11 protein-coding genes and 1 riboswitch are annotated in these 14,855 nt (G+C 45.3%); of the genes, 7 read left to right on the forward strand and 4 right to left on the reverse strand.

Going from position 1 to position 14,855, the window contains the following annotated elements; all coding sequences use genetic code 11:
• Positions 1 to 194: 194 nt before the first annotated feature.
• Positions 195 to 1,301, forward strand: coding sequence for a DNA polymerase IV (dinB, locus tag O3605_RS05040; RefSeq protein WP_049497160.1), 1,107 nt, complete (start codon positions 195 to 197; stop codon positions 1,299 to 1,301).
• 231 nt (positions 1,302 to 1,532) lie between these two features.
• Here the strand turns inward: dinB and recD2 are convergent, their stop codons facing one another.
• The 3 genes from recD2 to rnhC form a co-directional block, all read right to left on the reverse strand.
• Positions 1,533 to 3,965, reverse strand: coding sequence for an SF1B family DNA helicase RecD2 (recD2, locus tag O3605_RS05045; RefSeq protein WP_021153880.1), 2,433 nt, complete (start codon positions 3,963 to 3,965; stop codon positions 1,533 to 1,535).
• A 67-nt stretch (positions 3,966 to 4,032) separates the two neighbouring features.
• The gene (gene lepB / locus O3605_RS05050) at positions 4,033 to 4,683 is read right to left on the reverse strand and encodes a signal peptidase I (RefSeq protein WP_021153879.1); all 651 of its coding nucleotides are present in this window, start codon (positions 4,681 to 4,683) and stop codon (positions 4,033 to 4,035) included.
• 3 nt (positions 4,684 to 4,686) lie between these two features.
• Complete coding sequence (gene rnhC, locus O3605_RS05055) at positions 4,687 to 5,586, reverse strand: ribonuclease HIII (RefSeq protein ID WP_021153878.1); 900 nt, start codon at positions 5,584 to 5,586, stop codon at positions 4,687 to 4,689.
• Between the two features lie 136 nt (positions 5,587 to 5,722).
• Here rnhC and O3605_RS05060 point away from each other — a divergent pair, with 136 nt between their 5' ends.
• The 5 genes from O3605_RS05060 (at position 5,723) to O3605_RS05080 (ending at position 12,227) form a co-directional block, all read left to right on the forward strand.
• Positions 5,723 to 6,013 carry a hypothetical protein gene (locus tag O3605_RS05060; RefSeq protein ID WP_003005477.1) on the forward strand — a complete coding sequence of 97 codons (291 nt, stop codon included), beginning with the start codon at positions 5,723 to 5,725 and terminating at the stop codon, positions 6,011 to 6,013.
• A 10-nt stretch (positions 6,014 to 6,023) separates the two neighbouring features.
• A complete protein-coding gene (locus O3605_RS05065) occupies positions 6,024 to 6,578 on the forward strand; it encodes a CvpA family protein (RefSeq protein WP_021153876.1) in 555 nt (184 codons plus the stop codon).
• A gap of 73 nt (positions 6,579 to 6,651) precedes the next feature.
• Entirely contained in the window at positions 6,652 to 8,991 is a 2,340-nt protein-coding gene (locus O3605_RS05070) for an endonuclease MutS2 (RefSeq protein WP_049497164.1), read from the forward strand.
• A gap of 159 nt (positions 8,992 to 9,150) precedes the next feature.
• Complete coding sequence (locus tag O3605_RS05075) at positions 9,151 to 10,569, forward strand: C69 family dipeptidase (protein WP_049497166.1); 1,419 nt, start codon at positions 9,151 to 9,153, stop codon at positions 10,567 to 10,569.
• A 129-nt stretch (positions 10,570 to 10,698) separates the two neighbouring features.
• Positions 10,699 to 10,793: riboswitch (glycine riboswitch) on the forward strand.
• 102 nt (positions 10,794 to 10,895) lie between these two features.
• Positions 10,896 to 12,227, forward strand: coding sequence for an alanine/glycine:cation symporter family protein (locus O3605_RS05080; RefSeq protein ID WP_049497167.1), 1,332 nt, complete (start codon positions 10,896 to 10,898; stop codon positions 12,225 to 12,227).
• A 277-nt stretch (positions 12,228 to 12,504) separates the two neighbouring features.
• Here the strand turns inward: O3605_RS05080 and sstT are convergent, their stop codons facing one another.
• A complete protein-coding gene (gene sstT, locus O3605_RS05085; protein ID WP_049497985.1) occupies positions 12,505 to 13,722 on the reverse strand; it encodes a serine/threonine transporter SstT in 1,218 nt (405 codons plus the stop codon).
• Between the two features lie 137 nt (positions 13,723 to 13,859).
• Here sstT and O3605_RS05090 point away from each other — a divergent pair, with 137 nt between their 5' ends.
• Positions 13,860 to 14,708: a mechanosensitive ion channel family protein gene (locus tag O3605_RS05090; RefSeq protein ID WP_049497984.1), complete on the forward strand. Its 849-nt coding sequence runs from the start codon at positions 13,860 to 13,862 to the stop codon at positions 14,706 to 14,708.
• Positions 14,709 to 14,855 lie beyond the last annotated feature (147 nt).

The raw sequence follows: 14,855 nt of genomic DNA on the forward strand, positions 1-14,855 counted from the left end.
CAGAAACCGGTTACACAAAGACAAATTGCGAAAAACAACAGATTCTTTTGTAATACAGTTTCAAATCCTCTGCGATACTGTACTATATTTTTGAAAACAAACACAGTTTTTCAACAATTTTCATGTTTTCTGGAGAGCCGATTTTTGCAATTCTGAAATTTTCTTCCTATAATAGAAAGAAAGGAGGGTGAAAAATGCTGATATTTCCATTAGTGAATGATACCAGTCGCAAGATTATTCATATTGATATGGATGCATTTTTTGCTGCCGTCGAAGAAAGAGACAACCCTAATTTGAAGGGCAAGCCTGTCGTGATTGGCCAGGACCCTCGTCAGTCAGGAGGGAGAGGTGTTGTCTCGACTTGTAACTATGAAGCAAGGAAATATGGCATTCATTCAGCTATGAGCTCTAAAGAAGCACTAGAGCTTTGTCCTCAAGCCATTTTTATCTCTGGAAATTATGAGAAATACCGAGAAGTGGGTGAGCAGGTCCGTGAGATTTTCAAGCGTTATACAGATCTAATCGAGCCGATGAGTATTGATGAAGCCTATCTAGATGTGACGGAAAATAAAATCCAGAGCAAATCAGCTGTCAAAATCGCCCGCTTGATTCAGCATGCTATCTGGGAAGAGCTGCATCTCACAGCTTCAGCGGGTGTTTCTTATAATAAGTTTTTGGCCAAGATGGCAAGTGACTACCAAAAACCCCGTGGCCTAACGGTGGTTTTACCGGAGGACGCTGAGGATTTCCTGAGCCAAATGGACATTGCCAAATTTCACGGGGTAGGAAAGAAGACAGTAGAGCGACTACATGAGATGGGTGTCTATACTGGCGCGGATCTTTTAGCCATCCCGGAGATGACTTTGATTGATCGGTTTGGGCGATTTGGCTATGATCTCTTTCGAAAGGCGCGAGGGATTCACAATGGCCCTGTCAAAAGTCATCGCATCCGCAAGTCGATCGGAAAAGAGCGGACCTACCGCAAGCTCCTTTATGCAGAAGATGATATTTTAGAAGAAATTGCCAATCTGTCCAGTAAGGTGGCCCAATCGCTGGAAAAACACGGCAAGCAAGGAAAGACCTTGGTCTTAAAAGTGCGCTATGGAGACTTCACCACCCTGACCAAGCGAATGACACTGACGGAGCCAACACGAGAGGCTGAGCGGATCAATCGTTCCGCTCGCCATATTTTTCAAGAAATTGAATCGACAAATACTGGAATCCGCCTCTTGGGTGTCACCATGACCAATTTCGTCGATCATACCGAGTTGCCTTTGGTGGAAGAAAAAGAAAACGACTAGTTTGTTCACTAGTCGCCTAAGATTGATGACAAAGTCATCTTAGAAACTTTCCTTAGGTGAGTACGGACGTCAGCGAACTTCTACGAAGTTCCATGACTTAGTTTTGAACCTAAAGTTTCAAAACTCCCGAGTGCTAGAAACCATAGTGTTTCTAGCACTTTTCTCACGGCGGAAAGTTTCAGCTGTATTTGAATGAGCCTTAAAAAATATATTATTTTAATTTTTGGGGTATCAATTAGGTTGTTTGACATCAAAAAAGGCTGCAATTTCTTCTTCAGTCAGTCCGATCATAGGAGAGATGGTGTGGAGATTGTCTTCAGTCAGTCGATAGACAGTCGGTTTATCAGGATCAGCCTTCCTTTCAACAGTCCCTTTCGTGCTTCGTGCGGATTCGACTGTAGCAGAAGCGGTGGCAACGGATGAAGAAGAGGATTTGGTCGCCTCGCCTCCGTCCAGGTCCTTGAAGCGCTCCACCAAGTAGGTCTTGCGCGCAGTACCGGTATTTTTAGTAGCGTAATCAAAGGCGCTGTATTCTCCTAAGAGGATCAGTTTGCTCTTAGAGCGCGTGATGGCAGTATAGATCAAATTGCGCTGCAACATCCGGTGGCTTTGATTGGTAATGGGTAAAATCACTACCTGAAACTCGCTTCCTTGCGATTTGTGAATACTCATCGCATAGGCTAAGCGAATCTTGTACCATTCATTGCGCGGGTAGACGATTTCATTGCCATCAAATTGGATGGTCAATTCATCTTGCTTGGATTCCGTATATTTTCCCGGGAGAAGATCGGTAATGTAGCCAATATCTCCGTTAAAGACATTGCTTTCTGCATCATTGACCAGATGGATGACCTTATCCCCATCGCGGTATTGGCAGTCTGGCGTGTCAAAAACGACCTGATCTTTGACAGCTGGATTGAGAAGGTCTTGCATGAGCGTATTGATATTGTCAATGCCGGCCTGGCCCTTGTACATGGGGGCCAAGACTTGGATATCTCGAGCAGGGATCTGACTACGAAGGGCAGCAGAAGTGATTTGTTCGATCATCTTAGGGATGTGTTCGCTTCCTGCTTCGAAATAAGAGCGGTCGGCTTTTCGTTCTGTGAAATCTTGAGGAAGCTTGCCTTGGCGAATGTCTCCGGCTAGTGAGACAATGGTCGAGTCCTCACTCTGACGGAAAATATGCTCCAGTTTGGTCTGAGGGATGCTTGGGATCTGCAAGAGATCAGCCAAGACCTGACCAGGGCTGACAGATGGTAATTGGTCGGCATCTCCCACAATCAAGAGTTTGGTATCTGTTGCAATATTGCTGAGTAATTGATTAGCCAGCCAGGTATCGACCATAGAAAACTCGTCCACAATGATAAAGTCTGCGTCTAAATAGTCCTCTAAGTGGCTGGTGTCATCATCTCCTGTCATCCCCAAATGGCGGTGAATGGTGGCGCTCGGAAGTCCTGTCAGCTCATTCATGCGTCTAGCTGCCCGTCCTGTTGGGGCAGCCAAGAGGATCGGGAGGTCTTGTTTCTTGCGAAGATCCAACTGGTGGAGTTGGGCATAGACGCTGATCATCCCATTGATAACAGTTGTCTTTCCTGTCCCAGGACCCCCTGTGAGGATAAAGACCTTGTTTTGGATAGCTTGGTGAATCGCCTCTTTTTGAATCGCATCGTAGCGAATCCCCAAATCTTTTTCAACCTCCTCAATCGCCTGGTTGATTTTCTCAGGGTCAAATGAAGTCGACTTTCCTTTTTCCAACAATCGACCGATATGACTGCGAATTCCTTCCTCCGCAAAGAAGAGGCTGTTGTCAAAGATCTTGGTGTCCACGTTTTGGACCTTGTCTTCCTCGATGAGGCGTCCTAATTCTTGGGCGACAGTAGAAGGATCCAATTCTACTGGCCGAGCTGATTCTAAAAGGTCAATGGTATAGCGCAGGAGGTCCTTGGCTTCGATATAGGTATTTCCAGTCTCGATAGAGTAGCTAAAAAGGCTGTGGATCAGACCCGCGCGGAATCGCTCAGGGGCATCACTTGCAATCCCCAATTCTTCGGCTAGTTGGTCCGCGATTTTAAAGCCCATGCCTTGGATATCTTCCACCAATCGATAGGGCTGTTGCTCCACGATCTGGAGGGTTTCTTCTTTATAAAAATCTTGGATCTGAAAGGCCAATTTATTGGGAATGCCATAGTTGGCTAGTTGGGCGAGAATGCGCTCCGTTCCGTAATTCTGACGGAGTTTTTCTACAAAAGCCAGGCGGTTTTTCTTGGAGAGACCTGTGATTTCTTCTAATTTTTCAGGGGCTTCCAGAATTTTGTCAATGGTATCGTCCCCATAGAGGTCCACGATTTTTTGGGCTGTTTTGAGACCAATTCCCTTAAAGTGATCGCTGGAAAAATATTTCACCAAGCCCTTGCTAGATGGTTTGGCACGTTCATAGCGACTGATTTTGAGTTGCTCTCCGTATTTAGGATGATGGACCAACTCCCCCCAGAAGGTGTAGTCTTCGCCTTCCATGATATCTGCCATGGTGCCCGTCACAATAATCTCAAAATCATCAAAGTCTTCGGCATCGGTATCGCTAATGTCGAGCAAGAGGATTCGAAAAAAACTGCTAGGATTTTCAAAAATAATACGCTCAATAGTACCAGAAAAATAATATTCCATCATTTCTTTCCTTTTTATAAAGCGAGGCTGGGACATACTTGTCTCAGCCTCAGTCTGTTAATCTATACTAATAAGTTTTGAAAGGGTAGATAGGCCATAGTCTAAAGACGGCTTGCCCTTTGATTTGTTCTTTCTTGAAAGCTCCGACCTGACGGCTATCTTTTGAAACGATCCGGTCATCTCCAAGTAGGAGGTATTCATCGTCGAGCAACTTCAAGGTAAATTTAGGATTGCCATCCTTGTCTACAGTAAAAGCTTGAGCTGTATTGGCCAATTGGCGGAAGAGTTCTCCGTTTTCTTCGAACCCTTTTCCAGTGTAGGTCGATTGCAATTTATCTTTTTTGAAACGAGCGATGTAGTCCTTCAAATAAGGCTCATTGGTCTTTTTCCCATTGATGTAAAGGGTATCGTTGTCGTACTGAATGGTATCTCCAGGAAGACCGATGACCCGCTTGACGATGTCCTTGGTTTTACCGTCATCGTCTTTTTCACTAGCAACGACAATGTCGAAACGATCAATCGAGAGGTGGTTGACCACAAGGAGGTACTCGCTATCAGCCAAGGTCGGATCCATCGAATGGCCATCCACCTTGACAGGAGCCCAGAGGTAAATGCGAGAGGCGATGATGAGACCAACGATGATGCTGAAGAGGCCCCATTCTTTAAGGAATCTCACCACTGGTGAGCTAGATGTATGTTTTGAACTTCTTTTTGACATAACTTATCTTTCTAGTAATTTCTTTGCTTTTTCTGTGTTTTTAAAATGGAGTTTGGCACAATAATCCAGAGCCTTCATCCCGTAGGTCTGAAGCAATTTAGCAGCGACTTGGTCTGACTTCTCCCCTGCTCCACTAGGAAGATTAAAGCCCAGTTCCTTGCCCAGATCTTCCAGATTTTGAAGGAAGAGATTGCGGGCGATGATGGAACTAACCGCAACAGCTAAATACTTACCTTCTGCTTTTTCTTCCAACTCAATGTCTTGGGAGACCTGATTTTTTTCAGCTTTCACGTATTTTTGGTAGTTTTTAGCCGTCGTAAAGGCATCAATCACGATTCGCTCTGCTTGGACTCCTTTATTCAATAGAAGATAGATAGCCTGATTGTGCAGGGCCACTTTGACCGAAACAGCATTGTAGCCAGAAGCAATGACTTCATTGTACTTCTTTGGAGACAATAAGAGTGCTTGGTGCTGGATGTTTTCCTCAAGGAGAGGAGCCAATTGCTGAATTTTTCGATCATCCAAGGTCTTTGAATCCCCAACACCAAGCTTTTTAAGCCAGTCGTGCTGGTCAGGTGTGACAAAGGATGCAACGACGGTGAGTCCACCAAAATAAGAGCCGTTTCCGACCTCATCGGTTCCGATCATGGCTAGATCTTGTCCTGCAGATGAAGTAGTAGAACCTTTAGGGTTCCCAGCATCTTGCCCGAAAAAGGTCAGGTAAGGAGTAAGGTCATTGCCCTGAAGCAAGACTTTTCCAGACTTGTAGATCGAAACGGTCGCTCCCTCTAGTCGAAAGAAATAATCCATATGAGGATTCTTGCTTTGAGAGAGAGAACGGCGATAGGTATGGACAAAATCAAGGATTTGCTCCTGTGTTGGAGTGAGTGTCATACTTTCCATAACCACTATTGTACCACAAATTCAGGGAGAGAGGGAGCAAAAAGAAAGAAAGAATCCACTGGAAAATCCCTGTGAAGAGGGGCTTTGCTACTGACAAAGCTAGCCATTTTTGGTATAATACCGTGAGGTGATTTTTATGGCGAGCTTAAATAGATATAAATTTACATTTGGAAACAAAGCGCTCACTTTAACAACCAACCATGATAATTTGTTTATGGAAGAAGTCGAACGTGTTGCGAAAGAAAAATACCAAGCAATTAAGGAACAAATGCCAGAGGCAGATGATGAAACCATCGCGATCTTATTGGCAGTAAACAGTTTGTCCATGCAGCTGAATCGCGAGATTGAGTTTGATGACAAAGAAAAAGAATTAGATGATTTTCGTCGCAAGGCTTTAGACGACTTAAAGGATAAATCATCCAAATAAGAGGAGATACATGTTAACTTTCTTAATCTTATTGATTTTGGCATGGAGCTTTTATATTGGCTATGCAAGAGGGATTATCCTCCAGTCCTATTACTTTCTAGTGACCTTAGTGGCCCTCTTGATTGCAGGTGGTAGCTACAAGGGACTGGCCAAGGTGTTGTCTCTATGGGTGCCTTTTTCGAGTCCCACCCAGCAATCGGTGAATTATTTTTATGCCAACCGCTACCTATTTCAATTAGATGACATCTTTTATGCAGGTTTAGCATATGTATTGATTTTTGCGATGATCTATCTGATTGGTCGTGTGATTGGGATCTTTATGCACTTGGTACCTCAGCCAGAAAAACTGGAGGATCGCAAGTATCAAATTGGAGCGGGCGTGATCGCCGTCGTGATAACTCTCTTGGTCATCCAGATGGGCTTGACTGTCCTCTCAACGGTTCCCATGGCTTCCATCCAAAATAGACTCAATGCAAGTGGATTGATCCGCTTTATCATCCTTCATACCCCGATCAGTTCCAGTCTGTTCCACAACTTGTGGGTGACTGCGATTATCGGAGCTTAAGGAGCAAAAATGAAGAAAGGAGTGAGACAAGTCCGATTCAAGGAAGGACGCTCACTTTTTTTGTAGGAGAAACATGAATAAAAAAATCTTAGATATTCTGGAGTTTGACAAGGTCAAGCAACTCTTTGAACCCTATCTACAGACAGAACAAGGGGAGATGGAGCTAGCAGCCCTTACTCCAACTGATAAAAAAGAAAGCATCGAAACGGCCTTTATGGAGCTAGAAGATATGGAGCAGATCCTCTTGGAAGAGCCTCGCTTTGCCGTATCGACCATTCAAGATGTCCGTCCAGTCGCCAAACGTTTGGAGATGGAGGCATCCCTCAATATCGATGAATTACTAGCGCTAAAAGCTGTCCTTCGGGTGACACATGAGCTCAAGGATTTCTACGACAACTTGGAAAATGTCCGTCTGGAAAGGCTCAATCGCCTCTTTGACAACTTGGTGGATCTTCCTCGCCTACAAGGTGGGCTTCAAGCTATCAACGAAGGTGGCTTTGTCGAGTCTTTTGCCAGTGAAAAATTGGCCAAAATCCGTCGTCGAATCCAGGAAAATGAACACCAGGTCAGAGAGATTCTCCAAGACCTGCTGAAAAGCAAGGCCGATATGTTGGCGGATGCTGTGATTGCTAGTCGGAATGGTCGCAATGTTCTACCAGTAAAAAACACCTATCGTAACCGGATTGCAGGGGTGGTCCACGATATCTCAGCCAGCGGGAATACCGTTTATATCGAGCCTCGAGCAGTCGTCAATCTTAATGAAGAAATTGCCAACCATCGAGCCGATGAACGCTATGAAATTATTCAGATTCTGGAGGAATTGTCTGACACCTTGCGCCCTCATGCAGCAGAGATTGCAAATAACGCTTGGATTATCGGTCACTTGGACTTGATCAAGGCCAAGTATCGGTTTATGCGCGATTGTAAGGCAGTGGTACCAGAGGTTAGCAGCAATCGCTCTATTCAGCTCTTGCAACTACGTCATCCTTTGATTGAAAATGCTGTCGCGAATGATCTGCATTTTACCGAGGACTTGACAGAAATCGTGATTACCGGTCCCAATACAGGGGGGAAAACCATCATGCTCAAAACGCTGGGACTAGCGCAAATTATGGCCCAGTCTGGTCTTCCCATCCTAGCGGATCCAGGTAGTCGTGTGGGCATCTTCTCACAGGTCTTTGCAGATATTGGAGATGAACAATCGATCGAGCAGAGCTTGTCGACCTTCTCCAGTCATATGACCAATATCGTATCTATCTTGAATCAAGTGGATACCGCCTCCTTGATCCTTCTGGATGAGTTAGGAGCTGGAACCGATCCTCAAGAGGGGGCTGGCCTTGCTATTGCTATCCTAGAAGACCTGCGTTTACGCGGGATTAAGACCATGGCGACAACCCACTATCCAGAGCTCAAGGCCTACGGAATTGAGACTGCAGGAGTGCAAAATGCCAGTATGGAATTTGACACAGCGAGTCTGCGTCCGACCTATCGCTTCATGCAAGGAGTTCCTGGCCGCTCCAATGCCTTTGAAATTGCCCGCCGTTTGGGCTTGTCTGAGACTATTATCCAGGATGCCATGAAGATGACCAATACGGATAATGATGTCAATCAAATTATTGAAAAATTGGAGGCGCAGACCTTAGAAAGTCGCAAGCGCTTGGATACCATTCAAGAGGTCGAGCAAGAAAATCTTAAATTCAATCGCGCTCTTCGAAAGCTCTATAACGAATTGACCAGAGAGAGAGAAACAGAGCTCAATAAGGCAAGAGAAGAGGCCAAGGAAATTGTGGACATGGCCCTCTCAGAGAGTGACCGTATCCTTCAAGGGCTTCACGCCAAATCCCAGTTGAAACCACATGAGATCATTGAGGCCAAGGCTCAGTTGAAAAAACTCGCTCCTGAAACCGTCGACCTTTCTAAAAATAAAGTCTTGAAAAAAGCCAAAAAGGCGCGTGCTCCTAAGGTAGGTGATGAAATCTTGGTTATCAGCTATGGCCAACGTGGAACCCTGGTCAAACAACTCAAAGATGGCCGCTGGGAGGCGCAAGTCGGCTTGATCAAGATGACCTTGGAAGAAAAAGAATTCAACCTCATCAAGGCTGAAAAAGAAGCAGCTCAACCTAAGAAACGCCAGGTGAATGTCGTCAAACGTTCAAACACGAGTGGGCCGAGAGCGCGTCTAGACCTCCGTGGAAAACGCTATGAAGAGGCCATGCAAGAGCTAGATGGCTTTATCGATCAGGCTCTGCTCAACAACATGGCCCAAGTCGATATCATCCACGGGATCGGAACGGGAGTTATCCGTGAAGGGGTAACCAAGTACCTCCGCCGCAACAAACATGTCAAAAGTTTTGAATATGCCCCCCAAAATGCAGGCGGAAGTGGCGCAACCATTGTTACGTTTAAAGGATAATTGAAACCTAGCTGTTTATCAGCTAGGTTTTTTAAAATTTTATAAAATGAAAATATTTGAAAGTTGTTGAAAAGGATTCGCTTTTAAATCTGATTTTCAGTAGGTCCTCCCTTTTAAAAGTGCTATAATAGAGGCAATGAATGATTTGGGAGGATACGCATGCGTAAACGTGAAAGTGCAGATTCGTGTACAACGATTCTAGTCGGAAAAAATGCTAGCTATGATGGGTCGACCATTGTAGCACGAACAGAGGATTCTCAAAATGGCGTTTTTACGCCCAAGAAATTGATCGTGGTCAAACCGGAAGATCAACCACGTCATTATAAGTCTGTTTTATCAACTTTTGAAATCGACTTGCCAGATAATCCAGTTCGCTATACAGCGGTTCCAGATGCCATTCCTAAAGACGGGATCTGGGGAGAAGCTGGGATCAATGTCTATAATGTAGCTATGAGTGAGACAGAGACCATTACGACCAATAGCCGTGTGCTAGGGGCAGATCCTCTTGTAGAGAGTGGCATCGGTGAGGAAGATATGCTGACCTTGGTCTTGCCTTATGTTAAGACCGCCCGCGAAGGGGTCTTGCGTCTCGGAAAGATCTTGGAAGAGTACGGAACTTATGAGTCTAACGGGATCGCCATTTCAGATGTGAATGAAATCTGGTGGTTGGAGACCATCGGAGGTCACCACTGGATGGCGCGCCGTGTACCTGATGATGCCTATGTGACCAACCCGAACCAACTGGGAAGTGATTATTTTGAATTTGGCAATCCCGATGAGTTTCTCTGTGACCCGGATCTTGAACGTTTTGTCACAGAGCACCATTTGATTCTGGATCAAGAAGGGAAAGGTTTTAATCCACGCTATGCCTTTGGTAGCCAAAAAGACAAGGACCGTCACTACAATACACCGCGGGCTTGGGCCATCCAGCGTTTCCTCAATCCTGAAATCGAGCAGGATCCACGGAGTTTTGAGATTCCTTGGTGTCAAAAACCTTATCGCAAGGTGACGATTGAAGATGTCAAATATGTCTTGAGCAACCACTACCAAGACACTATCTACGATCCTTATGGTCCTGAAGGAGATCACGTGAGTCAGCGGACCTTCCGGACGATCGGGATCAACCGGACCAGCCAGACAGCGATTCTGCAATTGCGCCCCAATAAACCACAAGAAACGACAGGCATCCAATGGATTTCTTATGGCTCCATGCCTTACAATACAGCTGTTCCTTTCTTTACCCAAGTGGATACAACGCCAGACTACTTTGCCAATACGACGGCTAAGGTAACAACGGATTCCTTCTACTGGGCCAACCGGATTATTGCAGGACTAGCAGATCCTCACTATGCTCACCATGTTGGTGATTTGGACGATTACCAAGAAACGACAATGGCCTGGGGACATGCGCGCATCAATAAAGTCGATCGTGCACTTACAGCAGGTGACACTGTTGATTTTGAGGCGGAAAACCAAGCTATGAGTGATCAAATCCAGGAAGCAACAGATCAACTCTTGGACAAGATTTTGCTCGATGCTAGCAACCTCATGACCAATCACTTCTCCTTGAGTGATTAAAAACCGCATATTTTCAGGCAGTTTACAAGATGTTTTCAGAAACGATTGACAAACTTTTGAAAATCGATTAAAATAGAGAAAATTACATACGACCGAATGAAGTTTGCAGGAGCGTGAGTGACTGTGAATGGACGGAACTCTGGAGAGACCAGAAATGGCACCGAAGGGGCAAGGTAGAGGATGCATCTACTCAAACTCTCAGGTAAAAGGACAGAGCGAAAGATAGGGGAAGTCCCCTATTTTAAGCAGGACCAGAGTACATGTTTGACATGTGCTCTTTCTTTTTCTCTTTTCTGTCGAGCGGTCGATGAAAAAGGAGACAGAAAATGGATCATGTATTGCAGTTTTTTCAACAACTCGATAATCTAGTGTGGGGCGCCCCGCTGTTGGTGCTCTTGGTAGGAACAGGGATCTACCTGACCCTTCGCTTGGGTTTGCTTCAGATACGCTACCTTCCAAAAGCTTTTCGCTTGATCTTTACAGAAGATGAGGGACACGGGGATATCTCGAGTTTCGGAGCCCTTGCGACAGCCCTAGCAGCTACTGTAGGGACGGGGAATATTGTAGGGGTGGCTACAGCGATTCAGACAGGTGGCCCAGGTGCCCTCTTTTGGATGTGGATGGTAGCCTTCTTTGGAATGGCGACCAAGTATGCAGAAGGGCTCTTAGCCATTCGTTATCGGACCAAGGATGACAATGGTCATATCTCAGGTGGTCCGATGTACTACATTCTTCACGGGATGGGAGAGAAGTGGCGACCACTGGCTATTTTCTTTGCGGTTGCAGGAGTGTTGGTAGCCCTCTTTGGGATCGGAACCATGACCCAGGTTAATTCCATTACGGGATCCCTTCAAGCAAGTTTTGGAACAGCTCCAGAAGTGGCTAGTGTAGTAATTGCTCTGGTGGTTTCGACCATCATCTTTGGAGGGATTCACTGGATTTCCAAAGTCTCTGAAAAAGTGGTTCCTTTTATGGCTGCTGCCTATATCTTTGCGACTGTCACGATCATTGCCTTGCATCTGGACCAATTGCTCCCAGCCTTAAAAGCAGTCTTTTCGGGTGCTTTTACAGGGACTGCAGCCACGGGAGGTTTTGCAGGAGCAACGGTTAAAATGGCTATCCAAAAAGGGGTGGCGCGTGGAGTTTTCTCCAATGAATCTGGTCTCGGCTCTGCACCCATTGCAGCAGCCGCAGCGAAGACCAATGAGCCCGTCGAGCAAGGGTTGATCTCCATGACGGGAACCTTTATTGATACCATTATCATCTGTAGTTTGACAGGACTTTCGCTCTTAGTTTCAGGTGAGTGGATGGCGAAGGGCAGCACGAGTACCCTGACTCAGGATACGTTTACAGGCGTCTTTGGCCCAGTCGGAGGTATCATTCTGACCCTATGTTTGGTGCTGTTTGCGACTACGACTATTCTTGGATGGTCTTATTACGGAGAGCGGTGTTTTGAATTCCTATTTGGTGTTAAATATATCAACCTCTATCGGACCTTCTTTGTCTTTATGGTTGGACTAGGAGGCTTCCTTAAGCTGGATCTGGTCTGGGTGATTGCGGATATTGTTAATGGGCTGATGGCTTTGCCCAACCTGATCGCCCTTTTAGCTCTCTCCCCTGTCATCATCAAAGAAAGCAAACAATACTTTAAGAAATAAGAAAACCCAGATCGCGAGGTCTGGGTTCAGATTGAGAAAAATCATTTTAGAAACTTTCCTTAGGTGAGTACGGACGTCAGCGAACTTCGAAGAAGTTCCATGACTAATTATTGAGCCTAGGGTCTCAATAATTCCGAGTGCCTGAAACACAATTGTTTCAGGCACTTTTCTCACGGCGGAAAGTTTCGGTATGTTCATGATTCATTTTAAAAGTTAGAATTCATTTTTATTTCTTGGTAGAATCATTTAACTTACTTTATTTTTCATATCAGAGCTATTAATAGCGTTTTTCTTTTGGCCAGCTACTCATTTCGGCGATGGCAGTGAAGAGCACATCTGTTGAAGAGTTGAGGGCTGTTTCGCAAGAGTCTTGGATGACCCCGATGATAAAGCCGACGCTGACTACTTGCATGGCCAAATCATTGGTGATGCCAAAGAGGCTACAAGCAACAGGGATGAGAAGGAGAGATCCTCCCGCAACTCCAGATGCTCCACAAGCAGAGATAGCCGCTACCACGCTCAGGATGAGCGCCGTACCAAAGTCAACTTGAATGTGCAAGGTATTGGCAGCAGCGAGCGTCAAAATATTGATTGTCACGGCTGCACCTGCCATGTTTACAGTTGAACCAAGTGGAATGGAGACAGAATAGGTGTCCGGGTTCAGGCCCAACTCTTCACAGAGACGCATATTGACAGGGATGTTGGCTGCAGAACTTCGAGTGAAGAAGGCTGTTACCCCACTGACACGGAGGCATTTAAAAACAAGGGGATAAGGATTCTTTCGGATCATGAAAAAGACGATCAATGGATTGATGACCAGGGCTACAAATGCCATGGTACCAACCAAAACAAGTAAGAGAATCCCGTAGTTACTAAGGGCACTGAGTCCTTGGCCAGCGATGGTCGTAAAGACCAAGCCTAAGATCCCAAATGGAGCTAGGTTGATAATCCACTCGACAATTTTTGAAGTGATGTCTGCCAGAGTTTGGAGGAGGTCTTTACTATGTTCACTCGCCTCTCTCATGGCGATCCCAAAGACAGTTGCCCAAGAAAGGATTCCAATGTAGTTGGCTTGCTGCAAGGCATTGACCGGGTTGTCGACGATCTTGAGCAAGAGGTTACTGATCACTTCGCCAATCCCGTTTGGAGAGGATCCTTCAGCAGCCTTTCCAGTTAGGGTAATGGTGATCGGGAAAATGTAATTGACCAAAACAGCGACGAAGGCAGCTGCAAAGGTTCCTAGGAGATAGAGGGCGATGACCTTTTTCATATTGGTCTCTGTCCCCTTTTGGTGTTGGGAGAGAGCGTTTGCAACGAGTGCAAAGACCAGAAGGGGTGCGATTGCACGGAGTCCCCCAACAAAGAACTCTCCTAAGAGTCCAATGCCAGTTGCTTTCGGAAAGAGAAGTGCTAGGATAACACCAAGTACAATACCGATTGCGATCCTTTTCATAAGGTTGGTTTTATTCCAAGTGGTAATCAATCGATGAATCATGTGAGACCTCCTTAAAAAATAATTAAGGAATATTATACGATAGTTAGGGGGGAAAAGCAATGAAATTTTTAAAAAATAGCCTTATTTCCGAATATTTGATATAATCATACTATTCTTTGTTAGAAAGGCCCGAATAAATGAGTCAAGCTTTCCAACGTTATTTCAGTAAAATAGACTGGACAAATATTTTTGATGATCTGATATCAAAATGTATCTCTCTGATTTTTGTCTTCCTCTTATTTTTTATCGCTAAAAAGGTCATCCATAGCCTGGTCAAGCGGATATTAACCCCTTCCTTTAAGTATACGGTGCAGGATGAAGCCCGTAAAAATACGATTCTCCGCTTGGTTGAGAGCCTCTTAAACTATTGTTTGTATTTCATCTTGATCTACTGGATTTTGTCGATTCTAGGTCTTCCGGTCTCTAGTCTTTTGGCTGGTGCTGGGATTGCTGGGGTGGCGATTGGGATGGGAGCCCAGGGCTTTCTTTCCGATTTGGTCAATGGTTTCTTTATCCTTTTAGAACGCCAGCTGGATGTGGGTGACAATGTTCGTCTCACGAATGGGTCTATTAATATTGCTGGGATTGTCAGCAGTGTCGGTATTCGAACGACCCAGGTGCGGGACTTTGATGGGACTCTCCACTTTGTTCCGAATCGCAACATCACTGTCGTCAGCAATCTCTCACGTGGCGATATGCGCGTGCTGATCGATATTCCACTAGATGCAAATACCGATCTCGACAAGATCTATCAGGTGATTGCTCAGGTCAATCAGTCTGAACAAGACAAACACCCAGAAGTGTTGACAGATCCTACGATTTTAGGCCCACAGATCGAAAAAAATGGTCGTTATTCCTTCCGCATCGCGATGACTGCGCAAAATGGAACCCAGACGACTGTTTATCATACCTACTATAAACTCTACCATGATGCCTTGATGGAAGCAGGGATTAGCCTACCGACAGGAAAGAACGGGATCATGTAATAAGAAAAGCTCAGAAATTAGAATGTAGATAAGATCCTCTTAGAAACTTTCCTTAGGTGAGAACGGACGTCAGCGAACTTCGATGAAGTTCCATGACTTAGTTTTGAGCCTGAGGTCTCAAAACTCCCGAGTGCCTGAAACGATATT

Origin of the sequence: Streptococcus sp. 27098_8_99, assembly GCF_041431935.1 — a bacterium.
Lineage (GTDB): Bacteria > Bacillota > Bacilli > Lactobacillales > Streptococcaceae > Streptococcus > Streptococcus parasanguinis_D.